This is a genomic window from Pelagimonas sp., assembly GCF_058892305.1.
Genome location: NZ_JBZXVN010000017.1, coordinates 104586 through 128162 on the forward strand (window position 1 = coordinate 104586; position 23577 = coordinate 128162).

25 protein-coding genes and 1 pseudogene are annotated in these 23577 nt (G+C 54.2%); 12 read left to right on the forward strand and 14 right to left on the reverse strand.

Annotated elements, in window-relative coordinates:
• Positions 1–2 precede the first annotated feature (2 nt).
• Both AC5EFR_RS07005 and AC5EFR_RS07010 read left to right on the forward strand, forming a co-directional pair.
• Positions 3–2198 (forward strand): sensor histidine kinase, encoded by a 2196-nt coding sequence (locus tag AC5EFR_RS07005; RefSeq protein WP_493575154.1) that lies wholly within the window; start codon positions 3–5, stop codon positions 2196–2198.
• Positions 2195–2824 carry a response regulator gene (locus AC5EFR_RS07010; RefSeq protein ID WP_493575155.1) on the forward strand — a complete coding sequence of 210 codons (630 nt, stop codon included), beginning with the start codon at positions 2195–2197 and terminating at the stop codon, positions 2822–2824. The genes AC5EFR_RS07005 and AC5EFR_RS07010 overlap by 4 nt, the downstream gene beginning before the upstream one ends.
• A gap of 244 nt (positions 2825–3068) precedes the next feature.
• Here AC5EFR_RS07010 and AC5EFR_RS07015 read toward each other — a convergent pair whose 3' ends face one another.
• From AC5EFR_RS07015 to AC5EFR_RS07035, 5 genes are read right to left on the reverse strand one after another with little or no spacing between them, the layout of a single operon-like run.
• The gene (locus AC5EFR_RS07015) at positions 3069–3623 is read right to left on the reverse strand and encodes a DUF3833 family protein (protein WP_493575156.1); all 555 of its coding nucleotides are present in this window, start codon (positions 3621–3623) and stop codon (positions 3069–3071) included.
• Complete coding sequence (locus AC5EFR_RS07020; RefSeq protein WP_493575157.1) at positions 3623–4849, reverse strand: MFS transporter; 1227 nt, start codon at positions 4847–4849, stop codon at positions 3623–3625. The genes AC5EFR_RS07015 and AC5EFR_RS07020 overlap by 1 nt, the downstream gene beginning before the upstream one ends.
• The gene (locus AC5EFR_RS07025) at positions 4846–5340 is read right to left on the reverse strand and encodes a hypothetical protein (RefSeq protein WP_493575158.1); all 495 of its coding nucleotides are present in this window, start codon (positions 5338–5340) and stop codon (positions 4846–4848) included. The genes AC5EFR_RS07020 and AC5EFR_RS07025 overlap by 4 nt, the downstream gene beginning before the upstream one ends.
• Positions 5333–6490 (reverse strand): class I SAM-dependent methyltransferase, encoded by a 1158-nt coding sequence (locus tag AC5EFR_RS07030; RefSeq protein ID WP_493575159.1) that lies wholly within the window; start codon positions 6488–6490, stop codon positions 5333–5335. The genes AC5EFR_RS07025 and AC5EFR_RS07030 overlap by 8 nt, the downstream gene beginning before the upstream one ends.
• Positions 6429–7778: an NAD(P)/FAD-dependent oxidoreductase gene (locus tag AC5EFR_RS07035; protein WP_493575160.1), complete on the reverse strand. Its 1350-nt coding sequence runs from the start codon at positions 7776–7778 to the stop codon at positions 6429–6431. The genes AC5EFR_RS07030 and AC5EFR_RS07035 overlap by 62 nt, the downstream gene beginning before the upstream one ends.
• 121 nt (positions 7779–7899) lie before the next feature.
• On the opposite strand from AC5EFR_RS07035, the gene AC5EFR_RS07040 reads away from it, so the two are divergent.
• Positions 7900–8667: a DUF1365 domain-containing protein gene (locus AC5EFR_RS07040; protein WP_493575291.1), complete on the forward strand. Its 768-nt coding sequence runs from the start codon at positions 7900–7902 to the stop codon at positions 8665–8667.
• Positions 8664–9389, forward strand: a complete 726-nt coding sequence (locus tag AC5EFR_RS07045) for an SDR family NAD(P)-dependent oxidoreductase (protein ID WP_493575161.1) — start codon at positions 8664–8666, stop codon at positions 9387–9389. Before AC5EFR_RS07040 ends, AC5EFR_RS07045 begins: the two co-directional genes overlap by 4 nt.
• 226 nt (positions 9390–9615) lie before the next feature.
• On the opposite strand, the gene AC5EFR_RS07050 is transcribed toward AC5EFR_RS07045, so the two are convergent.
• The 3 genes from AC5EFR_RS07050 to AC5EFR_RS07060 form a co-directional block, all read right to left on the reverse strand.
• Positions 9616–10251 carry a ChrR family anti-sigma-E factor gene (locus AC5EFR_RS07050; RefSeq protein WP_493575162.1) on the reverse strand — a complete coding sequence of 212 codons (636 nt, stop codon included), beginning with the start codon at positions 10249–10251 and terminating at the stop codon, positions 9616–9618.
• The gene (locus AC5EFR_RS07055; RefSeq protein WP_493575163.1) at positions 10252–10881 is read right to left on the reverse strand and encodes a sigma-70 family RNA polymerase sigma factor; all 630 of its coding nucleotides are present in this window, start codon (positions 10879–10881) and stop codon (positions 10252–10254) included. It lies immediately after the preceding gene.
• 249 nt (positions 10882–11130) lie between these two features.
• The gene (locus AC5EFR_RS07060) at positions 11131–11475 is read right to left on the reverse strand and encodes a PilZ domain-containing protein (RefSeq protein WP_493575164.1); all 345 of its coding nucleotides are present in this window, start codon (positions 11473–11475) and stop codon (positions 11131–11133) included.
• A gap of 406 nt (positions 11476–11881) precedes the next feature.
• On the opposite strand from AC5EFR_RS07060, the gene tig reads away from it, so the two are divergent.
• The gene (gene tig, locus AC5EFR_RS07065; protein ID WP_493575165.1) at positions 11882–13207 is read left to right on the forward strand and encodes a trigger factor; all 1326 of its coding nucleotides are present in this window, start codon (positions 11882–11884) and stop codon (positions 13205–13207) included.
• A gap of 57 nt (positions 13208–13264) precedes the next feature.
• Here tig and AC5EFR_RS07070 read toward each other — a convergent pair whose 3' ends face one another.
• Both AC5EFR_RS07070 and AC5EFR_RS07075 read right to left on the reverse strand, forming a co-directional pair.
• Positions 13265–14665 carry a methyl-accepting chemotaxis protein gene (locus AC5EFR_RS07070; RefSeq protein ID WP_493575166.1) on the reverse strand — a complete coding sequence of 467 codons (1401 nt, stop codon included), beginning with the start codon at positions 14663–14665 and terminating at the stop codon, positions 13265–13267.
• An 84-nt stretch (positions 14666–14749) separates the two neighbouring features.
• The gene (locus AC5EFR_RS07075) at positions 14750–15118 is read right to left on the reverse strand and encodes a YMGG-like glycine zipper-containing protein (protein WP_493575167.1); all 369 of its coding nucleotides are present in this window, start codon (positions 15116–15118) and stop codon (positions 14750–14752) included.
• A gap of 218 nt (positions 15119–15336) precedes the next feature.
• Here AC5EFR_RS07075 and AC5EFR_RS07080 point away from each other — a divergent pair, with 218 nt between their 5' ends.
• Positions 15337–15873 (forward strand): ImmA/IrrE family metallo-endopeptidase, encoded by a 537-nt coding sequence (locus tag AC5EFR_RS07080; protein WP_493575168.1) that lies wholly within the window; start codon positions 15337–15339, stop codon positions 15871–15873.
• 105 nt (positions 15874–15978) lie between these two features.
• Here AC5EFR_RS07080 and rplI read toward each other — a convergent pair whose 3' ends face one another.
• The 3 genes from rplI to rpsF are packed head-to-tail and all read right to left on the reverse strand — an operon-like array spanning position 15979 to position 17224.
• Positions 15979–16599: a 50S ribosomal protein L9 gene (gene rplI / locus AC5EFR_RS07085; protein ID WP_493575169.1), complete on the reverse strand. Its 621-nt coding sequence runs from the start codon at positions 16597–16599 to the stop codon at positions 15979–15981.
• Between the two features lie 12 nt (positions 16600–16611).
• Positions 16612–16839: a 30S ribosomal protein S18 gene (gene rpsR / locus AC5EFR_RS07090; RefSeq protein WP_097802815.1), complete on the reverse strand. Its 228-nt coding sequence runs from the start codon at positions 16837–16839 to the stop codon at positions 16612–16614.
• Positions 16840–16861: 22 nt separating this feature from the next.
• A complete protein-coding gene (gene rpsF, locus AC5EFR_RS07095; protein ID WP_431373692.1) occupies positions 16862–17224 on the reverse strand; it encodes a 30S ribosomal protein S6 in 363 nt (120 codons plus the stop codon).
• A 265-nt stretch (positions 17225–17489) separates the two neighbouring features.
• Here rpsF and AC5EFR_RS07100 point away from each other — a divergent pair, with 265 nt between their 5' ends.
• On the forward strand, positions 17490–17723 hold the full coding sequence (locus AC5EFR_RS07100; protein ID WP_493575170.1) for a hypothetical protein: 234 nt from the start codon (positions 17490–17492) through the stop codon (positions 17721–17723).
• Positions 17724–17853: 130 nt separating this feature from the next.
• A complete protein-coding gene (locus AC5EFR_RS07105) occupies positions 17854–18423 on the forward strand; it encodes a YceI family protein (protein WP_493575171.1) in 570 nt (189 codons plus the stop codon).
• Between the two features lie 92 nt (positions 18424–18515).
• On the opposite strand, the gene AC5EFR_RS07110 is transcribed toward AC5EFR_RS07105, so the two are convergent.
• The gene (locus AC5EFR_RS07110; RefSeq protein WP_493575172.1) at positions 18516–19727 is read right to left on the reverse strand and encodes a cytochrome b/b6 domain-containing protein; all 1212 of its coding nucleotides are present in this window, start codon (positions 19725–19727) and stop codon (positions 18516–18518) included.
• Between the two features lie 154 nt (positions 19728–19881).
• Here AC5EFR_RS07110 and fabD point away from each other — a divergent pair, with 154 nt between their 5' ends.
• From fabD to AC5EFR_RS07130, 4 genes and pseudogenes are all read left to right on the forward strand, one after another.
• The gene (gene fabD / locus AC5EFR_RS07115) at positions 19882–20823 is read left to right on the forward strand and encodes an ACP S-malonyltransferase (RefSeq protein ID WP_493575173.1); all 942 of its coding nucleotides are present in this window, start codon (positions 19882–19884) and stop codon (positions 20821–20823) included.
• An 89-nt stretch (positions 20824–20912) separates the two neighbouring features.
• Complete coding sequence (fabG, locus tag AC5EFR_RS07120; RefSeq protein ID WP_493575174.1) at positions 20913–21650, forward strand: 3-oxoacyl-[acyl-carrier-protein] reductase; 738 nt, start codon at positions 20913–20915, stop codon at positions 21648–21650.
• A 265-nt stretch (positions 21651–21915) separates the two neighbouring features.
• Entirely contained in the window at positions 21916–22149 is a 234-nt protein-coding gene (locus AC5EFR_RS07125) for an acyl carrier protein (protein WP_493575175.1), read from the forward strand.
• Positions 22150–22803: 654 nt separating this feature from the next.
• Positions 22804–23546 (forward strand): annotated as a pseudogene (locus AC5EFR_RS07130) (IS5 family transposase).
• Positions 23547–23577: the final 31 nt, after the last annotated feature.

A 23577-nucleotide genomic window follows, 5' to 3' on the forward strand; every position in this document is an offset into this window, starting at 1 on the left:
TCATGGCACCCCACAACGCTCCGATACGGTATTTAAGTGCGATCTTTTTTGTTGCTCTGGCGATTTGCGCAACGGCCCTCGCCTTGACCGTCAAGCAACCCTTTCTTGGTCTCGATCTTGGGCTGACTTTGGATGGACAGGTTCAGCTCGAAAGTGCCGGGGTCGGGCCCGCGTCAGAGATCAAAGCGGGCTGGATTGTTGATCGGTTGGTTGCCGCGGATGGAACCGAGCTAAGCATCACTGCCACCACCTTGACCGAAGAGCCTGATACCCTTGGGAGCATTGACCAAATGCAGGCATTCATGGCCACGCAAGATCAGCTTTGGCGGGCCCTAATCGCCGGTCCGGTGACGCTTTCGGGGACGAATGAAAACGGCGATTGGACAACCACCATAACCGCCCAACCTACGCGTGCCGTATGGAATGTGCCGTTTAGCTTTTGGATTCAGATACTGAGTGGTCTGGCGGCGACGCTTGTGGGGGGGTGGGTCTGGTCGCTAAACCCGCGAAGGTGGCCTCAGTCGGCTTTGCTTTTGTCCGGTCTCGGGCTTCAGCTTTCGGCAAGTGCAGCGGCGGTTTATTCAAGCCGTGAACTTGCCTTGCCGCTGCCGGTCTTTTCCTCTCTCAGCGTGACCAACCAAACCGGCACAGTTACCTTTGGGCTGGGTCTTGTCTTGGTTTTTTCGACTTATCCCATACGTCTCCTTGGCCCGCGTATGATCTGGGTTCCGGTGGTGCTTCTGGTGCTGTGGAACGTTGCCATGAAGCTTTTTGCGGTGCAATCGACTGAGATCAGGAACTATCTCCCGACGCTGCTCCTCATGATTGCGATTCTTGTTTTTATTGCCATACAATTTGTGGCCGCGCGGCAAGACGCTCTGGCTCGGGCTGCCCTGCGCCTGTTGGGGTTGGGGGTGATCGTGGGGGCAGGGGCGTTTATTATGACCCGCACCTTGCCCATTTTGTTGGGCATCCCGTTGCTGGTTTCGCAAGCAACTCTGTTTCCTGTCATTTTCCTCGTCTATGCAAGCGTCGCCTTGGCGGTGGTAAAGTACCGCCTGTTTGACATGCCGCGATGGTCGTCTTTGTTATTGTTCTATTTCTTTGGTGCCTGTGTGCTTTTGGCATTCGACGCGCTTTTGATTTACGGTCTTGCGCTCGACCGGACACCTGCGTTGGCGCTCTCGCTTCTTGTCGTTGGTTTTTTCTATTTGCCTTTGCGCGACCGTTTGATGGCTTTGCTTGTTCGGCGGCCCAAAGCCATCCCGGACCAAGGGGTGAGCCTGCTGGCCATGGCGGATTTTATTTCTCGGGCGCATCGTCTCGATCTGGCTGAAACCCGCTGGCAAGACAGCCTGCGCAAGCTGTTTGACCCGTTGGAAATCGAACGCCTGCCAAGCGATGTACACCCGAAATCGCCAACGCTGGTTGAATTCGGCCGGGCGCTTGATCTTCCGCCCCCCATCGACGGGATGGACCCGCTTCGTTTGGTGCTCCCCAATCGTGGCCATCGTCTTTTTGCCGCCGAGGACCGTGACCGTGCTTCGGAAATACTGGCCTTGGTCGATGAATTGTTGCGCGGTCAGGAGGCCTATGACACCGGTGTTGCCACCGAACGGGCCCGCATTGCCCGCGACCTTCACGACAACATCAGCATCCATTTGCTCAGCGCTTTGCACAGCGACGATCCTGAACGCAAAAATGCCTGTGTGCGCGAAACTCTCGGCGATTTGCGCCGCATTATATCGGGCGATCCTGCAACCCAAACGGACCTTGGCCTGTTGTTGAGCGAGCTGCGGTTGTCGATGGCCGAAACCTTGACTGCCCGGTCGATAGATTTGGAATGGCCGGTGTCGGACCTACGGGGCCAGGTCGTTAGCGAAGAGGTCGGCGCCACCATTCAGGCGGTGACGCGCGAAGCGATTACCAATGTGATCCGTCATTCCCAAGCCACCCAGGTTTCCTATGCATTGCACGCAGGACGTGAACAAATCGACATCACGATTTGCGATAACGGGCAGGGGCTTGGCGTCGATGTGCGAGACGGGAATGGGCTACGAAACATGCGAGAACGTGTTGAGCAACTGGACGGTGGTTTCTCGGTTGAACCCGGTCCCGGTGGCGCTGGGTTGTGTTTGACAATTGGGGTCAATCGTCTTGGAAAAACCTCTCAGTCCCAAGATAGAGGCCGTGTATGAAAACCTGTTTGATCCTTGAAGACGTGCGCGAAACCCGGCTTTGGCTAAAGCACATCATTGAGGACACATTTGACGATTGTCACATCACGCTTGCCGCGTCTCTTGCTGAGGCCCGCGTTCTTATTGCAAACCTAAAGCATGATTTGGTTCTTTTGGATCTGGGCCTCCCTGATGGACATGGGCTCGATCTTCTGAGTGAAATCCGACAGGCATCTCCCGATGCTCTTATTGTGGTTGCAACAGTGGCCGGAGATGATGCCAGCATCGTGAAAGCCTTGTCAGCAGGCGTGCAGGGCTATCTTCTGAAAGACCACGAACCGGCAATCATAAGCGCGCAATTGCGTCAGGTGGCGATGGGTGTGCCGGCGCTGTCCCCGACAATCGCCAATCGGATTATGCGCCATTTTCAAGCCACAGCCCCGATCATGCCTGATGTTGCGCTCACCAATCGCGAACACGAAGTCCTTGATCTTATTGGGCTTGGCCTTCGAAATGCCGAGGTTGCAAGGGAATTGAAGATATCCGAAAACACAGTCTCCGGCTATATCAAGACCATCTATACCAAACTCGGAATATCATCTCGCGCCGAAGCTGCGGCCTATGCCCGGCAAGTCATGGGCCAGTAGACTCAGGGGCAGAGAGGCGATTTTGCGCAAGACCGCGTATAAGATTGCCAACCGGTGATTTGGCGTGAGAAATGACCAAGACATGCGGGACTGAGTTGAACGCGCGGTGTTAACGTCAATGAACCTCTTCGTTTGACGTCTTACCCAGTGGCAGCGAGAACCGTCGGGGGGGCCTATTCCTTGCAAAACACGGATTGAGCACTGGGGCTAAATCGCGCCGTCCTAATCGTGATCAATCGTGCCCCTAATCGTTATCCTCTTGGCGCATTGTCGCGATGAGTTCGGCGACTTTCAAACCAAATTTGCGCATCTCGGATTTATTCATGATCGCCCCATCGGCCGTAAGGTACATCCAATCGGTGGCTTGCAGGGTATGGCCCCCTGCGTCTTTGGGAAGGATGATATCATAGGTCAACTTAACGGTTGATCCGGAAATGATACCTTGGGCTGTGCCGACCAAATCATCTGCGGTTGCTGTGAACCTGTTGTTTGGTCCGAGGGTGAGGTACCACTTACGGCTTTGGGTTTTGCCGTTGGAATAAGTAAACTCTTCGCTCAGAGTTCCGGTGTCTCCCTCCCATTCCCCAACCATTTTGGCGACAAAACTATTGGTCATTTTGCCAGTGGGCCCAAAGATGAGGCCTTCGGAGAGAATCTCTCCGGACAGATGCTTTTTCAGGTCAAACTGCGGTCCGCTGTCGACGTAATCGTCGGGGGATTGAAATCGAAAGCTGAACAGATAGGTTTTTGCGATGATGGCAATCAGCAGGATCAAAAGACAGGCAGCAATCAGTTTCATCAGGAGGTGCTTTCAGAGGGCAGCGTCATGGCATAGCCAAAAGCCGCAGTTTTCAAGAGACATGGCAAGATCGCATAGGCCGCAACAAGGGCGGCCAAGGCACTGGGGGAGTTGTCAGACGCCGGAACGAACCCACGCAATTCCAAAGCCGGTAGCGCAATAGCGGCGGCAAGAGCCAATGCCAACTTGCCAGCAAAGGACCAGATACCAAAGGCGGTCGCCGCGTTGAGGCCAGCCTTTGTGAGGGCAATGCTAAAGAGCGCCGGCAATAGTACCATATCCGCCCCAAGCGCCGCGCCGGACGCCATGCAAATGAGTGCAAACCCAAGGGCATCGCCAGCGGACAAGAAGGCCGCACCGATAAAGCTTAGGATAGCCAGAGGCATGGCAATAAGCAGGGTTGGTTTGGTTCCAAGTTTGCGGGCCACCAGCCCCCAGACGGGGACGCTCAGACCGGCGCAGACAAAGAACAGGACCAACAGAGGACCTGCCAGTTTGGCCAGGCCCAGATGATCTTGAACAAAGAACAAAAACAAAGTTGACGTGAGGGCGACAGGCAGGCTGTTGAGAACGGCCAGTAAAAGCAGCTTTACGCCTCCTGCCTGCGACAGAGCAGCAAGACTTATCGGGTGCCCAGACAGAGCGGGCCGTGTCCAAATTGGTTTGGTCAAAATCCCTGCTGCCAAAGCGACCACGCCCAAGAGCACGCCAAATGCTCCATATCCTTGGCCCGTGCGTCCCAACCCGACCAGAATGCTGGGGGCAATCGACGCAACGACAACGCCAGCCAACATGCCGCTTTCTCTGTAGGTTGCCAGAGCCATCAAGTCGCGGGAATGAGGAGATTTTGCCAAGGTCGCTGAGCGCCCGTAAAGCAAGATCATACCAAGACTGTATGCCGAAAACAAAAGCATCAGCACGCCAATCAATTCGGCTTCAATATAGGGGCCACTTTGCAAGCTGAACAGCAGCGGAAAACCAATGGCAAGGCCCGCCGCTGCCGCCATTGCAAATTTGGTTTGCCAATGCGGCCAACGATCAATCGCCCAGCCAATCAGCGGGTCTTGCACCACGTCAAACAGCCGGATCGCAAGCAAGATTGCGCCCAATGTTCCCAGGCCAAGGCCAAGCTCGGTTGCGGCAAATTGTGGAAGATGGATGTAGAGCGGGATGCCAGCACAGGCCAACATCACGGCGTATAGGCTGACCCTAGGATAGACCATCATTGCCCCAATAGAGACCGGGTAAAGCGCCGCGAACGGCTGTTTTCCCCAAGAAAAATGGCCATGAACGTCGTCTTGATTCCCTTGTACGACAAGGAACAAACCGCGCGGTCATTGCGCCAGAACCGCAGGTGATCCGGCCCGCGACTAACGGCCAAATAGCGGTCCCCCGGTGCGACGGCCTGATAGCAGCGTTCAAGTTGCGCCCGACTGGGCGTGGCATTGCCCATCCGTGACATTTCACGCAGGGTGGCTTCGACCAAATCATATTGGGTGAGGTTGCGTTTGTAGGTCAACTCTAGCGCAAAATCCTGTGACCAATCCAAGGCCGATCCGCCGTTGGTAAAAAGCTTGGCGTCATAGATTGTGACCCCCAAATAGCGCAACGATGCTTGCCCCCGCAGTTCTGCCTCAGGGAGTGCCGACGCCAGCGGTCTTGCCGCACTGGCAAAGGGGACAAGACATAAGAATATGGCCAGCGTCAGGTTACGCATGGGCCAACTCAACTTGCACAACATTGGTGTGCCCAATCGCAAACGAGGCCGCGCAGATTTCCAAGTAGTATTGCCAGTTGCGAAAGAAGCTTTCGCCATAGCCTTGCTCAGCAATCTTGGCTTTCTGCGTCACCAGACGCTCGGCCCAAATGCGGCAGGTCTTGCCGTAGTCCTGACCAAAGGCAAAGTTGTCTTTGACCTGCAATCCGGCGGATTTTGCCTGTGCGGCGATGACTTGGTCGGACAAAAGCATCCCGCCAGGAAAGACAAATTGCCGGATGTAGTCGGAAGAGCTACGGTAGTTGTCAAAGAATTCATCGCGCACGGTGATCGCCTGTAAAACCACCCGCCCGCCTTCGGCGAGGTTGCGTTTCAACGTATTGAAATAGCTGGGCCAATAGGCTTCGCCCACGGCTTCGATCATCTCAATAGAGACGATGTTGTCGTACTGACCCTGCACATCACGGTAGTCGCACAATTGAATATCGGCGCGTCCATCCAGCCGGCAATCGGCATAGCTGTGTTGATTGCGCGAGATGGTCACCCCCGTCACAGCGCGACCTTCCGAGCTGGCGTGTTCGGCAAAACCGCCCCAGCCACAGCCGATTTCCAAAACACTTTCTTTGCCATTCAGTCGCGACAAGACACGATCGTTCTTGCGGGTCTGTGCCTGGGCAAGATCGTCGCCACCGGCTTCAAAAATCCCCGAAGAATAGGTCATGCCCTCATCTAACCAAAGCTGATAAAACTCATTGCCGACGTCGTAATGCGCCCGAATGTTTTTGCGCGACCCACGTTTGGAATTGGCGCGTAGAACCCGGTCAACAAGACGGAATTTGGCGCGATTGAACGGGCTTGCCTGATCATAATTGCCCAAATGCTCGCGGTTCAGCATTGCCACCGTCATCAAGCCCTCAATCGAAGGGGTATCCCACAAGCCCTGTACATAGGCCTCGCCAAGCCCGACCTGACCATGCGCCGCCATTGCCGAGAGCGCGGCCCAATCGTGGATCTGCATCTCGGCTTCGGGGCCGCGGGTCCCGAACTGATAGCGCGCACCATCTGGCGTGCGCAGTGTCAATTGCCCCTCACGCAGTTGCGCGCAGGTTTCCAGAAATTGAGATGTCATCGCTTTGTTCGTCAATGTCATGCGGGTGTCCTTTGGTTGTCAGGGCGCTTGGTGTGGTCATCATGCGAACAATCCGCATGGCGCTGGCGATGCCGTCTTCGTGAAACCCGTGACGATTATAGGCCCCGGCGAACCATGTGTTGTTCTGGCCTTGCATGGCGCGCAATTGGCGCTGAGCCCGAAGCGCCGCTTTGTCAAAAACCGGATGCGAAAACGCGACGCGGTCATAAATTTTATCAGCAGGGATTGGTGTCGTCGGATTGAGAGTCACAAAAAGCGGATCGCTTTCGGGGATGTTTTGCAGGCGGTTCATCCAATAGGTGACGCCGACGCCGCCATCTTGGCTGCGATAGGCCCAACTAGACCAACACCCGCGTCGTGTTGGCATTTGCCGATCGTCACAATGCAAAACGGCTGTGTTCGGCCGGTATCGGATCGCACCAAGCGCATCAGCTTCGCCCGAGGTGGCATTGTGTCCCAAAATGTTAAGGGCTTGGTCGGAATGGCAGGCAAAGATCACGTCATCGAATTTTTGTGCCCCGTGGCCTTGGGCAACAACCGAAACATCGGTACCGCCTCGGGTGACGTGTTCTATTGGGGTTGCGGTATGGATTGTGCATCCCCGCGCCAAAATCGCGGCCTCTAGGCGTCGAACATATTCGATGCTACCGCCTTTTACGGTCCACCACTGATGCTGTCCTGTTCCGGCCAAAAGCGCGTGGTTGCGAAAGAACTGGATGAGGGATTTGGCCGGAAAAGCGTCGACATCGGTCACAGGTGTGGACCAGATCGCGCCACACATTGGCATCAAATAGTTGTCACGGAACCAACGCCCCAGACCCAATTCGGCAACCAATTCACCGATGGTCTTGTCGTCATTGGTCGCGGCGGCTTCGGCCTCCTTGCCAAAGCGGAGAATATCCAACACCATCTTGTAAAACTCGGGCCGCACAAGGTTGCGTTTTTGCGCCGAAATCGCCGCGAGACTGTTTAAACCGTATTCGATCTTGCCGTTGTCGATGCTGGCGCAAAAGCTCATCTCGCTTTTCATCACCGGCACATCCAATTCGCGAAACAGGCGGGTCAGGTATGGGTAGGTCGCATAGTTAAAGACGATAAAGCCCGTGTCGACGGGTTGATCGCCCGTCTTGCCCGCCAAAACCGTGCGTGCATGTCCGCCCAAACGCGATGCCGCCTCATACAATGTCACGTCATGTTGGGCCGACAAATAATAGGCCGCTGACAATCCGGAAATGCCGCCACCAACGATGGCGATCTTGCGGCGTGGCCCTTGGGTTTGATCCAACATGCGGTCCTCGTTCGTGATTGTGTTTGAGGGGGATACGCAACGGACCAACAGATGGATCACTTTGTTTTCAAAAACGCGTCTTAAAAGTGATCCGCGATAGGCCGGAGGCCGTATGACTGGTATGATCGAACTTGTTTCTGCCCAAACCTATCACGCCCGCCGCGGCCGATCGAAAAATGCCTTTCGCTATGGCGTGGATTATGTGCTGACCGATATGACAACGGGCGCACCGCCGCTTTTGTCACGCAATCGGTTCAACCTGTTTTCAATCCATGACCGCCACCACGGCGGCCCCCGTGGTCATGGGGTAGGGGTTGAGTGGTTTCGCGACGTGTTGCAAAGCCGCGGATTCCCGGTAGAGCGCGCACAACTTTTGCTCTTAACCCAGCCAAGCTTTCTATGGTTTCACTTCAATCCGGTAAGTTTTTGGATCGCCGTCATTGATGGTACACCCCGTGCCTTTGTCGCCGAGGTTAACAATACCTTTGGCCATCGCCATTGTTATTTCTGTGCCCAAGAGGATTTCCGCCCGATCAAACGTGGCGAAGTTATCCAGGCCGAAAAGCTCATGCATGTGTCTCCGTTTCAGCAAGTCGCAGGCCAGTATCGCTTTGGGTTTGAGATGACCGATCTGGCCTTCAACATTCGGATTTCTTATGAAAACGGCGACCAAGGTGTTTTGGCGACACTCAACGGTTTGCGGACCCCTGCATCATCATATGACTTTGTGAAAATTGCTCTGCGTCGACCGTTTGGGGCGGTTCGGGTTGTTGCTCTCATTTATTGGCAAGCCTTGAAACTCTGGCTCAAAGGTGCCCCGTTTAAGCGCAAACCACCCCCTCCAAAGCCGTTGGTGTCCAATTGCAAAGCAACACGGGCAGAGTTGTGAGCGGGTTCCATGGCAAAACTTATTGGCTGATCGGGGCCAGCGAAGGCCTTGGACGTGAAATTGCCAAAGGGCTGGTTCAGGGCGGGGCGCATGTTGTGCTGTCGGCGCGGTCCAAGGCTCGGTTACAAGACCTCTCAAGTGGTAACGACAAGTCGACGGTTCTTCCTATGGATGTTACCGACCCACAGTCGGTTGCAACGGCAGCACAAAACATTGGTCCGATTGATGGTCTGGTCTATAACGCCGGTGTCTATGATCCTTTAAATACCAAGGTCTGGGACAATCAGGCGGCGCTGAGGATGGTGGAGGTCAACTTGACCGGTGCCTTGCGGGTGCTCGGGCATGTCGTGCCAGAGTTTATTGCCAAAAATCAGGGTGATATAACTTTAATCGGCTCATTGGCCGGATATCGAGGCTTGCCATCGGCGGTTGGATATGGCGCAAGCAAAGCCGCCCTGATCAGCCTTGCTGAAACCATGCATCATGACCTGAAAGACACGGGCGTGAACGTGCGGATTATCAACCCGGGATTTATCAAAACACGTCTGACCGATAAAAACAGTTTTTCGATGCCGCAGCTTATGACATCTGAAAGAGCCGCGAAAACCGTATTGAAAGCGATGGATGGTAAACGGTTCCGAACCGATTTCCCACGGCCGTTTTCATGGGGGATCAAGGCGTTTGATATGCTTCCCGACTGGCTTGTGTATCGTGGTCAGTAAGGCTCCTAGGCAAGGGCGATGACGGCTGCTTTGAAAGTGGTTTTTGTTGTCTGTCTTTAGATGCGATTTGGGTGTCTCCCATTTTGCTGAAGACGAGCATTTGATGGGCCCAAGGCCTTGGGATCAGATTTGTTTTTCTGGATTTCGGGTTCAAAAGGAGAAACAAATAACACGGCTATTAAAGCCCGCAAATTGCGGGCGGTTTCGGTCTTCTTCGCAACAATCGTTAAATCCGGAAGAACGGTTGCAACAAGCGTGGTACAAAAGCGTTGAACCGCAAGGGCGCATCGGTTGCCGCAAGGCAAATACAGGCGTCACCGGCATCGGCGATTGGGGTGTGTTCCAAGTCTTCATCACCAATCTCGACGTCGCCAGCGTGGAAACGACCGGTTTCATCGCTAAAACTGCCTTGCAAAACCAGCGTCATTTCCAGTCCGTTGTGACTGTGATCAGGGACAGCTTGGCCCGCTGGTATATAAAGCAGCCGCACCGAGCCGCCGCCGGTTTCGGACAAGATGCTCTGTTTGACCCCCATACCAAGGGTTTTCCATCGCGGTGGTTTTCCTTTTAGCGCTTCGACAACCGGCCCCGGATAAATTCCCTGTCGCTCAAATATGGGTTCGGGCACCACCGGATCGTCAAGCATGGCCATAGTATTGGATTTCAGCCCTGCCGATACCGATACATGGTCAGCCCGCTCAAGCAGCGCGCCACCAACCGATTGATGGGCGCCAAGAGCAGCCCGGCATTCGGCGCATAGCGACACATGGGACGCGACAACAACAGCAAACGGGTGCGGCAGATTGCCAGAGGCGTAGGCGGCCATCATGGCATCGGGAATATGATGTGTGATTGCACTCATTTAACGCAACCCCTCTAACTCTTTTCGCAGGCGGCGAAGCCCCAGCCGGATGCGAGATTTTACAGTGCCAAGCGGCAGGCCGGTTTGGGCGCTGATCTCTTGATGTGTGAGGTCGCCCAAATAGGCCTTTTCGATCATGTCTTTTTGATCTGGACCAAGTTGGTCGATTGCGGATTTCAGTTTCTCAGCCTCTTGATCAAACGCGAGAATCTGACTTGCGTCTGGCTCCGCCACGGGATCGTGTTTCAATTCATCTGGAATTGGCCGGTGTTCTTTGCGGATGATGTCGATCTGACGGTTGCGGGCGATTTGATATATCCAAGCCGAGGCCTGCGCCCGGTGCGGATCAAACATCGCCGCCTTACGCCACACGGTTAGCATCACATCTTGGACGATTTCTTCGGCTTGCGCCCCCCCCATGCCGCTACGCATCACAAACCCCTTCAGGCGCGGCGCAAAATAGTCAAAAAGCCGCGCGAATGCCGCGCGATCTCGGCTGTCCCGAACCGCAACAAGCCAGACTGTTAGCTCTGGCGTTTTTTGCGATTGTTGCGGCACCGATCTTCCCGATTTTGGCGGCCCGATTGTGGCAGGCGCAGCAGAAAATTCATTTAGGCTTGCGATTGTCATACAATCACTACGTCTACGCGCCAACGTTGGATCACAATGAGCAGGAAAAAAGGTGGCAACTCGGCAATTGTTGCGCTGAAAACTAGCCGATTGTTCGCCTCAATCGCATCAAAACAAACGATCCCCCTTTGAATTTACACGCCAGATATCCATGCGAGGGTCGCCGGACGGCAAGTTTGATCACCGTACCACCGGCAAAGGTGTCAGGTTCTGGGCGGCTCCCTGTGTCGACACGCGCGAAAATCGGGATCAAAACTGATCCGCCAACCTTGTTTGTAAGTAGTTTGACAACACCAGTTTTTCGGCTTCAGAAATCCGAAATTCCAATCCAGCCTTGAACGGCTCGATCCAACGTAGGTTTGCTTCACAAGAGCCAATTCCAGGAACCGCAAAACGAACGATTTGGTGTTCTAGAAAGGGACGGGGGTCCGCTTTGAATTCGACCATAGCACCAGAAGCGGACACATCTTTTACCTTGCATGGTACTGCATGGTGACCCTGTGTGACATGTGCGAGCGCGGAAGCAACATACCGCTCGTTCTTGCGAGGCGTCAGTTGATCTGTCGCCTTCGGGTCAAGCATCTCGTGTAGCATTTTATAGATCCGTCTTACTGGTTTGGTTCAGAGAGACGGATAGGAATAAGCGATTAACGCCACCTTAAATCTTGTTAAGACAGCCAGGTCTTGTTTCTTAAGTTTTTCTTAAATTTCGCAGCAACAACCGAAACGCCAACGGTCTTCTTATTGTCGAACCTTGGCTCCTGCTCCTAAAGACAGACAAGGCAAAGGCAGCCCTTAAACCGATCCGACACCCCCTTGGAGAAGCAGGTCTGCAACTGCGATTGCGCCGAAAGTGACAAATTCTGCCTGGTTGGAGCGCTGTGGGTCGATTCAACACAGAAATGACCTTGCGCGGGCCGACGCCCATGCTTAGAAGAGCGCAGATTTATACATGTGCTGTGGCGCTGCGCGCCTCGGCCAAGCCGAAAAGAGGACGAACATGCAGGTCACCGAGACCCTGAACGAAGGCTTGAAGCGCGCCTATTCCATCGTGATCACAGCTGCTGAGCTGGATGCTAAGGTTGATGCCAAGCTGGTAGAAGCGCAGCCCGAAGTCGAAATGAAAGGCTTCCGCAAGGGCAAGGTTCCTATGCCGCTGTTGAAAAAACAGTTTGGCCAGCGCCTGATGGGCGAAGCCATGCAGGAAACCATCGACGGCGCGATGAACAAGCACTTTGAAGACAGTGGTGATCGTCCGGCGATGCAGCCTGAAATCAAGATGACCAACGACGATTGGAAAGAGGGCGACGACATCAATGTCGACATGTCCTATGAGGCGCTACCCGACGTTCCAGAAGTCGACATGAGCGCGATCTCGGTCGAAAAGCTGGTTGTTAAAGCAGATGACGAAAGCGTTGACGAAGCGCTGGCGTCTTTGGCCGAAACCGCGCAAGACTTTGAAGCCAAAGATGGTGCTGCCGAAGATAAAGACCAAGTTGTCATCGACTTCTTGGGCAAAGTTGACGGCGAAGCCTTCGACGGCGGCGCTGCCGAAGATTACCCATTGGCCTTGGGTTCGGGGTCTTTCATCCCCGGTTTCGAAGAGCAGCTGATCGGTGTCAAAGCCGGTGACGAAAAAGACGTAAACGTCAAATTCCCTGAGGAATATGGCGCGGAAAACCTTGCCGGCAAAGACGCCGTGTTTGAGGTGAAAGTCAAAGAAGTCAAAGCGCCAAAAGCCGCTGAGATCAATGACGAGTTGGCCACCAAATTCGGTGCCGAAGATCTGGACGGCCTCAAAGGTCAAATCCGGGAGCGTCTCGAAGCGGAATACACTGGCGCAGCGCGTCAGGTGATGAAGCGCGCAATGTTGGACGAGCTTGACAAACTGGTGACGTTTGACTTGCCGCCTTCGCTGGTCGAAGCCGAAGCCGGGCAGATTGCCCACCAGCTCTGGCATGAAGAAAACCCGGAAGTTGAAGGCCACGATCATGAGAAGGTCGAGCCGACGGACGAGCACAACAAATTGGCCGAACGTCGCGTTCGTCTGGGATTGTTGTTGGCCGAACTGGGCCAGAAAGCCGAAGTGGAAGTTTCAGAAGCTGAAATGACACAGGCGATCATGAACCAGGCGCGCCAATATCCGGGTCAGGAACGGGCGTTCTTTGACTATGTGCGTGAAAACCCGCAGATGCAGCAACAGCTGCGCGCGCCAATCTTTGAAGACAAGGTAATCGACCACATCGCCGAGCAGGCCAATGTGAGCGAAAAAGAAATCTCCAAAGATGACCTTCAAAAAGCAGTTGAATCGCTCGACGAAGAGTAATCTAACGCTTTAAAAAAAATAGAAAAGCCGCCTGAGGTATCGGGCGGCTTTTTGCGTTCAAGATACGCGTTGTAGCGTATTGGTAGATGTGTCCCACTGACCATCATCTGATTTCGATGTTCTGAAGCTTGCGACTTGATCAGAAAGTTTGGCACTATCGTTTTGCAGAGATTTGCTTATTTCAGTTGTCTCCAACACCATGGAAGCATTGCTCTGGGTCACATGATCGAGCTCGGAGATCGCATTGTTGATCTGAGCCAATGTCGCAGATTGCTGGTTCAAACTGCCGGAAATGTCTTTGATGTGCCCGGAAATTGTGCCCACACCTTCGAAAATATTGTTAAGTTCTTGGCTTGCACGTTGAACCAGGTCGGCACCTTCCCCAACGTGCTCGGTGCTTTGGTTGATAAGCTGCTTGATGTCTCGGGCGGAATTGGCCGATTGTTGGGCGAGGGCGCGCACTTCGGTTGCGACGACGGCGAAGCCTCGGCCTGCTTCTCCGGCACGGGCCGCCTCAACGCCTGCGTTCAACGACAAGAGATTTGTTTGAAAGGCGAGATCGTCGATAACGGTGATGATCTGGGAAATTTCTCCGGATGATTTTTCGATGCGTCCCATCGCCTCTGTCACATCCTTGACAACCTGGCCACTATCCTGAGCTGCTGTGCGTGTATCGGACGCGATTGCATCGACATTTCGTGCATTGTTGGCCGCGGTATTGGCATTGGTGGTCAATTCCTCAATTGCCGCTGCCGTTTCTTCCAATGTCGCGGCCTGGGTTTCCGTACGTTGCGAGAGTTGTTCAGAGGACTGGTACATACGGCCGCTGCTCTGTGAGATCGTCTCGTTCCCAGACTTTACCTGGGACACCATAAATTCAAGCTGTTCGCAGGCCTCATTAAAGGCATCATTGACTGAATCCAGATCTGGGACGTCGCAGCGGGGGATTCTATAAGTTAAATCCCCGTCCTTGAGGCGGTGGAGCCCTTTTGCAATGTTTCCAACTCCATTTCGCCGTGCGGTAACATCACTTGCAATTTTGATCACACGTGTGATGTCACCCTCAGTATTTCGCACAGGCGAGTAGGTCGCCTGAATCCAAATGACAGAACCATCTTTGCGACGTCGTGGGAACTGATCAGAGAAGGAAAGACCTGCTCGCAGATCTTCCCAGAATTTTTTATAATCGGAGCTTTCACGATAGTCCGGGTCGACGAACATGGCGTGTTTCTGTCCTTTGATTTCGGAGAGATCGTACCCCAATGCGGATTGGAAATTCTGGTTGGCATTGATAATTGTGCCATCCGGTTCAAAATAGATGACCGCCTGCGTCTCTTCTATCATTTTGAGCAAGGCGCGTTCTTCGCGGCTGTGCAGGTCCTGATTCTTCGGCTGTTTGCCAAATAAGGTCATTGAAATTCCCATCGCTCCAAGCAATTTTTTGGGAAAATGCGCCAAAGTAGTGAGGAATTTACTAATGTAACAATTGAAACTATCCAAATTAGATAAAACCCCAAAGCCGGCGCTCTGGGGTTGATCAATTTACCCGATCACTTTGTGACCACGGTTTTGCAGACAGCGGATGACAACGTGACGCTTTTCGACATCCAGCTCATCCTGAGCTGCGGCGACACCTGCAACGGCCCCGATACCGGCACCGACCAATGCCCCTTCGGCGACATTGTCTTCGTTGTCCAACGCCCCAAAGACAGCGCCGCTTGCGGCCCCAATCATGGCTCCGTTGGCGCGGGCTTCGGGGCGATACTTGGTTGCCAACTCCTTACAGCCCTTAAGGTCTTGCGAAAACATTGCATTTCGTGGGCCATCGGTGACATAAGATCGGTCCATGGGTGGCGTACACGCACCCAAAGTCATTGCGATCATTAAAAGAACAATTTTAGTGTTTTCCATTGGTTTTTCCCTAATTCTGTCGGTCTGGTTGACCTTGAATTGGTTTTTAGCGGGGGAGGTATGCGCCGGAAATTCCCAGTGATTGCATGGTTTCTAAACGGATTTGCATGGGACTATTTGACAAATAGTCGAATTTACCAGTCGGAAAGAATTGTCGTGCTAACTGACGTAGATAAATCAGCTACGCTTTTCTATGTTGGCCATCTAGGACGTCGTGAATGCCCCGAAAATACCCAAGTTATCCGTATATTGAGCCTTTGATCTGCGGCAAAACGGATGATCAGATTCGCACCATTGTTGACAAACTTCTGATCCAAAATCCGCAATTGTCGCTTCAAGACGGTGGTCCGTTAGATTCATTGTGCCGCGCGTTGGAGGTAGATGTTGAGTATTCCGACCTCCCGAATGAAATTTTGCTGGATGTTCCGGTCGACCGTAATGCCGTGATTTTCTTGGCAAAAAACTCTAAGACGCGACATGATCGGTTGGCGACTGCAACGGGCTTGGGGCATTGGCTTTTGCATGTTCCACCGACGCGCAAGGCCCATCCTGATGTCGGCATTCAGGCGCTCTATGATCCGTCGGATCCAGAGGCGTTCAACGAAGCAAGGCGGTTTGCTTTCGCGCTGTTGATGCCGGAATCGGCGTTCAAAAGTCTGTGGTATGAGGGCGGGGGACAGTTGACTGCGGAAACACTCAATGTGCCGACCCAATCCGTTTACGATCGCGCCAAGACGTTAGAGTTGTCCAACTAAAACCGGGCGTTTTACCTTCGGGCTGATGTATCTCTCTACCAAATAGAAAAACCCGCCCGAGGACGACGCCTCGCGCGGGTTCTGTATTTTTGATCTAAAGACTTATTAGTCTTCGGAAGATGTCTCTTCTTCAGCGGCCGGAGCCGGTGCATCATCACCGTCTTCGTCAGCTGCGGCACCAAGGTCGTCAAACAACTGGGACACTTCGAATTCAGCTTGCGCTTCTTCTTCAGCGGCCAGTTCTTGGATCGACTTGCCAGAGGCTTGCAGTTCTGCTTCTTCTTCCGAGCGAGCAACGTTCATTTTGATCTGAACGGTGACTTCGGGGTGCAGAACAACATCTACAGAGTGCAGACCCAGCTCTTTGATCGGATCGATGATCACAACCTGTTTGCGGTCAATCGAGAAACCAGCAGCGGTTGCAACTTCGGCGGCGTCACGGGTGGTGACCGAACCATACAAGTTGCCGCCGTCAGACGCGGAACGAATCACGATGAACTGTTCGCCATCGAGTTTTTCGCCAAGCGCTTCGGCTTCTTTTTTGGTTTCCAGGTTGCGCGCTTCAAGCTGAGCTTTCTGGGCGTCGAACTGAGCGATGTTCTCTTTCGAGGCGGTCAGTGCTTTGCCTTGCAGCAGCAGGAAGTTACGTGCGTAACCCGCTTTGACGTCTACGACGTCGCCCATTTGGCCTAGCTTGGCCACACGTTCCATAAGGATAACTTTCATTGTCAGTTCTCCTTATTTCACAGCGTAGGGCAGCAGGGCGAGGAAGCGGGCGCGTTTGATGGCTTTTGCCAATTCACGCTGCTTTTTCGCAGAGACTGCGGTGATACGGGAAGGAACGATTTTGCCGCGCTCAGAGATGTAGCGCTGCAGAAGACGGGTGTCTTTGTAATCGATCTTAGGTGCGTTGTCGCCCGAGAAGGGGCAGACTTTGCGACGGCGGAAAAACGGTTTTGCAGCCATGGTTTAGCTCCTCTTCTTTGGGTTAGTCGCGTGGGCGGCGTTCGCGGCGGTCGCCACGTTCGTCACGCTTTTGCATCTGAACAGAAGGACCTTCGGCGTGCTCATCGACCTTGATGGTCAGGATGCGCATCACGTCATCATGCAGACCCATCAGACGTTCCATTTCCTTGACCGCTGGGGCAGGGGAATCGGTACGCAGGAAGGCATAGTGACCTTTGCGGTTCTTGTTGATTTTGTAGGCCATGGTCTTCACGCCCCAGTACTCGGACTCGACGACTTTGCCGCCGTTGTCAGCCAAGACTGTGCTGAAGTGTTCTACAAGGCTCTCGGCCTGCGCGTTGGACAAGTCCTGACGCGAAATAAAGACATGCTCATACAGGGGCATGTGCTCTCCGTTTATATCTAGGCGCATTTCAAAGGGCTGGGTTAAATCCTATCGCCCCAACCCACGAGAGACTGCGCGGTTCAAACTATCTTGCGAAGGATGGCTTCTTCTACACGCTTTGATCATGCATGCAAGGGCGATGACGGGGTTTGGGCCCTCAATTTTGTCGTCGTAAATGAGATGCCCTGAAATTCCCGTTGATCCGCCCAATTTGCGTCTTTTTTTAACGAAATTCTGAGAGGGTCAGAAAGCAAGGAGACCCGACATGGATATTGCAATGTCACAGTTGGCCAAACAAGGCCCACGCCTATCGCCGCCATCGCGGTTTTTGCAAAAACTGATCCTGTCGTTTATTGGTTGCACAATGGGCATGGCCGGATTTGGGATTTGGTTGGTGTCCAGCGTATCCGGAGATCCAGTTATGATGTTGATCAAGCTGGGGCTTTCCTTGTTTATGCTAATTGTTGGATTGTGCTGCATGTTGGTTGCTCGATCCTAAATTGCAAGGCGATCACAGCTTCGTGATTGTTGAAATGCGCACCAATTCTGTTGACATTCAAGCAATTGCGCACAACGCGGGCGCGCATCACCTATGACGCATCTTTTCGTGAACACACAAGGAACGCGTTATGAAGTTTGCCCTCGTCGCCGCCGCTTTGGCCACAGCCCCAATCGCCGCTGCAGCCGCTGATAGCTATGTCTTGGACCCAAGCCACAGCCAGATCATTTTCAGCTACAACCACCTTGGCTATTCAACAACATACGGTATGTTCTCTGGCTTTGAGGGGCAAATCTCTTGGGATCGCGACGACGCCGCCAAATCGTCTGTTACCGTTTCTTTCCCTGTGCGCACCATGTTGACCGGCTGGGAAGAACGTTTCGCCCACTTTATGACACCCGACTTCTTTGATGCCGCTGACGATGAAATGGTGAATTTCTCCTCGACCAGCATCGAAGTGACCGGCGACGCAACCGCCAAAATCACCGGTGAACTCACGTTGAACGGCGTGACCAAGCCGGTTGTTCTGGATGCCAAGCTGAACCAGGAAGGCGACCACCCAATGGCCAACAAACCTTGGGCTGGCTTTGATGCGACCACAACGGTTGTGCGCTCTGAGTTCAATCTGGGTGCCTTTGCCCCATACGTTAGCGACGAAGTGCAGCTGATGATTTCGGTCGAGGCAATGAAAGCCGAGTAAGCGCTTTTAGGGTCAAAACCGAAAGCCCCCGCGATTGGCGTCGCGGGGGCTTTTTGCTGTCCGGTGATCTGTCCGGGTTTGGCCTTGGGGGGTCAACGCTCTGCGCTAAGTGCGACGTCAATCACAACCTCAAATCCAAGCTGGCTGGGGTCTTGATTGCCCTCGCCAATCCCAAAGGCGCGACGATCCAGTTCAAAACTTGCCTTCATCTGTGCCTGAGACTCAATAAGTGTCAGATCAAAGGGAAATTCCAGAGCAACAGGCTTGTTGCGTAGTGTTAACGTGCCTTTGGCCCCATAGGTGCCGTTTTGGCTGATGATATCGGCTACAAATTGCGCGGTGGGAAAACCCTCGGCATCGAAATAGTCGGGACCAAGCGCTTGTGAGGTGACCGACCCGAGGGTGACCGAAGCAATGGCGATGGTCACATCGACCGATCCTGCCACGCCGTCTTGCACGGTTTCGTCAAAGGAAATCGCAGCGGTCCAGTCGGAAAACCCGCCGGAAACGGCATTGCCGAACTGGGAAATGGTCAAGGCAATGGTGCCGTCGCGAGTTTGCCATTCGGTGTCTACGGCTTCGAGCACGGGAGCTTCAACCTTGCTGTGGTCAAAGAGGCCTAGGCCGGTGCCGACCCCAAAACCGGCAATCCAGACGACAAGCGCCGCCCCAAGAGGGGCAAGATTTTGGCCCTTGCCGTGCGGGGCGTTGGTTGGCTCAGTGATGGGCGCGGTCTCTGAGGCCTGGCTTGGCAACATTCTGGCCAAGGTCTGATCCCGGTCGACAAAGCGATGTTTGAGCGCCCCGGCGATATGCAAAAATAGGGACACAACCAAAACACGTTCCAAAACAATATGTGCCCCAGCCGCCATTTCAGCCAGTTCCGGACTTTGAGGCACGAAGGGAAGGCTTTGACCCAGCGGCCAGAGGATCGGGGCAAATCCGGTTGTGGCAGCATGTTCAACCCATCCCGACAGCGGGACCAACAAAAGTGAACCATAAAGCAAGACATGCACGGTTTCGGCCGCAAAGGTTTCGAGCTTGCGGTCCGGATGCAAGGGCGCGGGTTTGGGTTGGGATAGCATCCACAAGATGCGTAAAACAGCCACAGCAAGAACCGCGATTCCCAAGGTTTTATGCGCCGAAAACAGCTGAACCTTCCAGGCCAGCGCCTCGGGGCTATCCGAGGCAGCCCCGTTGGCAACTATGCCCAAGGGGATCATGATGAAAATACCAAGAGCAGTCAGCCAATGCAGTGCTTTGGATAGGCTCCCGTAGCGGGACGATGTATTGGCAAAGGCCATGGGATAACTCCTGAAAATGATCTCTTTTTCATAGCCTTTGCTAAACTGTGTGCAATTGCCAACAATGCACAGCATTGGTGCGTTGTCGTTGCACGGAGGGGCGCAGAGATGTAAGGGCAGGGGGAGACACAGAGCTTTACCTAAGGAGACAGGCATGACCCGCGCTTTCATCTTTCCCGGTCAAGGGGCCCAATCCATCGGCATGGGCCGCGATTTGGCCGAGGCCTATCCCCAAGCCAAAGCGGTTTTTGATGAGGTCGATGAGGCGCTTGGGGAAAAGCTGTCTGACTTGATTTGGAACGGTGACATTGCTGATCTAACCCTGACCGCCAATGCGCAACCGGCGCTGATGGCGACGTCGATTGCGGCGATGCGCGCACTGGAGGCCGAAGGCGTGTCGATCGAGGCGGCGTCATTCGTTGCAGGGCATTCTCTGGGGGAATATTCGGCGCTGACGGCGGCTGGTGCGTTGACTGTTGGTGATGCGGCCAAATTGCTGCGTGCACGCGGAAATGCGATGCAGGCCGCAGTTCCCGTAGGCGAAGGCGCGATGGCGGCTATTCTTGGCCTTGATCTTGAGGCCGTGCGTGCGGTTGCCAAACAAGCGGCCCAAGGCGAGGTCTGCGCTGCAGCCAATGACAACGACCCTGCACAGGTGGTGATTTCGGGCTCCAAAGCCGCGGTGGAACGCGCGGTTGATATCGCCAAGGAAGCCGGGGCCAAACGGGCGCTGCTGCTGCCGGTAAGCGCGCCTTTCCATTGTGCTTTGATGGAACCCGCGGCCCACACCATGGCGCAGGCCCTAGAAGCCACACATATTGAAACACCCAAAGTTCCGGTGGTCGCCAATGTTGTCGCCGAGGCCATTGATGACCCTGCGGTGATCCGGTCGCTTTTGGTTGATCAGATTTGTGGCTCTGTGCGGTGGCGCGAGTCGGTTGAATGGATGGTGGCGCACGAGGTCACGGAGTTCTGGGAAATTGGTGCGGGCAAGGCCCTGTCGGGTATGGTGAAACGCATCCATCGCGGTGCGACCCTGCGCAATGTTGGGACAGCTGTGGATGCAAAAGCGGCGGCGGAAAGCCTGAACGGCTGATCTGGGTGACCAAAACTTTTCGAAAAGTTTTGCAAAAGTTTTAAGAAAACTTTTTGGGCCCGGAGCGACGGGTGGAGAAAGGATAAGAGATGTTTGATCTGACAGGAAAATCAGCACTGATCACCGGTGCATCGGGTGGTATCGGCGGTGAGATCGCCAAAACCTTGCATGCGGCGGGGGCCAATGTCGGGCTGTCTGGCACACGGGTGGAACCGCTTGAGGCTTTGGCGGCGGAGTTGGGCGAACGCGCGTTTGTGTTGCCTTGCAACCTTTCGGATGCGGATGCGGTGAATGGCCTAGCCAAGCAAGCCATCGAGGCTATGGGGGCGGTTGATATTCTGGTCAATAATGCCGGGATCACCCGCGATAACCTGTTTATGCGCATGTCCGAAGATGAATGGGCCAGCGTCGTTGAGGTCAACATGACCGCGACTTTCCGCCTTTGCAAAGGGGTGATGCGCGGCATGATGAAATCGCGCTGGGGCCGGATTGTGAATATTTCCTCGGTGGTTGGGGCCACTGGCAATCCGGGGCAGGGCAACTATGCTGCCGCCAAGGCCGGTGTGATCGGCATGTCAAAGTCTTTGGCCTATGAAGTCGCGTCGCGTGGGATCACAGTGAACGCTGTTGCGCCGGGCTTTATTGAAACGGCGATGACTGACAAGCTGACCGATGATCAGAAATCGGGGATTTTGACGCAGGTTCCCGCCGGGCGCATGGGCACACCAGAAGAGATCGCGGCCGCGGTGCTGTATCTTTCCAGCAAAGAGGCATCTTACACCACGGGCGCGACCTTGCATGTCAACGGTGGCATGGCCATGTTGTAACCGCGCAGCACGGTTTTAACTGTGCGGCGGTGGAAAACATTTGCCATCACCGCTGCCTGTGATATAGGCGCGCAGGAATAGGTTTGGGCAGAGTCTTTCTGTTCAGACATGCCCGGCACACCCGGGGGAACGAGCCGCCCGTATGGGCAATCCAAGCCCCCGGTTGGGGCAACAACCAAGCCCCCGGTTGGGGTACTAACCAAGCCACCCCGTTGGGGTGAGGGCAAAACGGGCCGACCGGGCCTGATAGAAGTGAGGAAAGAACATGAGCGACATCGCAGATCGCGTGAAGAAGATTGTTGTTGAGCACCTGAGCGTGGAAGAAGATAAGGTTGTTGAAGCCGCGTCTTTCATCGACGACCTGGGCGCAGACAGCCTCGACACTGTTGAGCTGGTTATGGCTTTCGAAGAAGAATTCGGCATCGAGATTCCTGATGACGCCGCCGAAACCATCCAGACCTTTGGCGATGCGGTTAAGTTCATCACAGAAGCGTCTTAAGCTTCTCTGAAATCTGTTTTGAGACGGCGTCCTTTGGGGCGCCGTTTTCTTTTGGATGGGAGCGTCGCTGGTGCCCCAAGGGGCACGCCGCCCCGCCCACCATCCCGAAAGACTGCAACAGGACTGCGGGAGCATAGGGTCATACCATTGGCATTGGGGGGGGAGGCTTGACCCATTCATTGTTAGGCTTCAGCAAAAAATGAGATCAGTGATTTGCTTTTCGAAGTTACGACACTTGTGGTGACGCCTTTCACGGCGCGGGACGTGTATTGCTAAGGTCGCGTAGTGCCCGTTTTCCTTCGGGTGGTGTTGAATAATTCATGGGTCCAGACCTAAGTACACCGGTACATGGCCGCATTCTTTCCCAAAGGCCGAATATTTACAGGCCAAACTGCGGTCCGTTCTGGATTAGCCTGAATATTGGTGATCAAATACAGGTACTTGGCGCAATTTCCTGACCGTTTTTCGGGAGAAATGATTTTTAGCGCATGCAGCCTCACGTCATTTCAGACCGTGTCACGGGCTTAGATAAATGCTCTGAAAGGATACAACGCAGGTGTGGCAAGGCTTCCAATCAAACGCCACCGTTTAGGCTCAGGACCCATTGTTTTCCATCGCGGGCCGTGTCTCATCGGTTCAAAACGAGCGGTGAATATGTCTGATCATTTCTGGCTGACCGACGTGCAGATGGCGCGTTTGACCCCTACTTTCCTAAGTCCCACGGTAGGCCTCGCGTTGATGACAGGCGCGTCTTGAGCGGTATTATTTTATCAACCGCAATGGCTTGCTCTGGCGAGATGCCCCAAAGGAGTACGGGCCACACAAGACACTCTACAACCGTTGGAAGCGGAGGAGCGACAAAGGCATCTTCGTCCAAATGATGGTCGGCCTGGCGGCAGATCACAGCGAAGAGAAGACCGTGATGATTGATGCAACCTATCTGATGGCCCATCGCACAGCGTCCAGTTCGGGCGTTAAAAAGGGGGCGTGGACGCCTGATTGGCCGAACAAAAGGTGGTATGATCTCCAAGTTGCACGCCATCTGTGACAGTCAAGGACGCCCGCTTGATCTGTTCGTGACGGCAGGACAGGTGAGCGACTACATCGGAGCACGAGCCTTGCTCAGCAGCCTGCCGCACGTCGAATGGCTACTTGGGGATCGCGGTTACGATGCCAATTGGTTCAGAGAAGCGTTGCAAGACAAAGGGATACGCGCATGTATCCTTGGCCGAAAACAACGCAAGAAGTCCATTAAGTACGACAAACGCCGCAACCGGATCGAGATTATGTTCGGGCGGTTGAAAGACTGGAGGCGCGTGGCGACCCGTTATGAAAGATGTCGCAAGGTCCTCCTGTCCGCCATCGCTCTCGCCGCAACTGTCATCTATTGGCTATGAGTTCTGAGCCTCGGATTCCTGAACGTTTGTT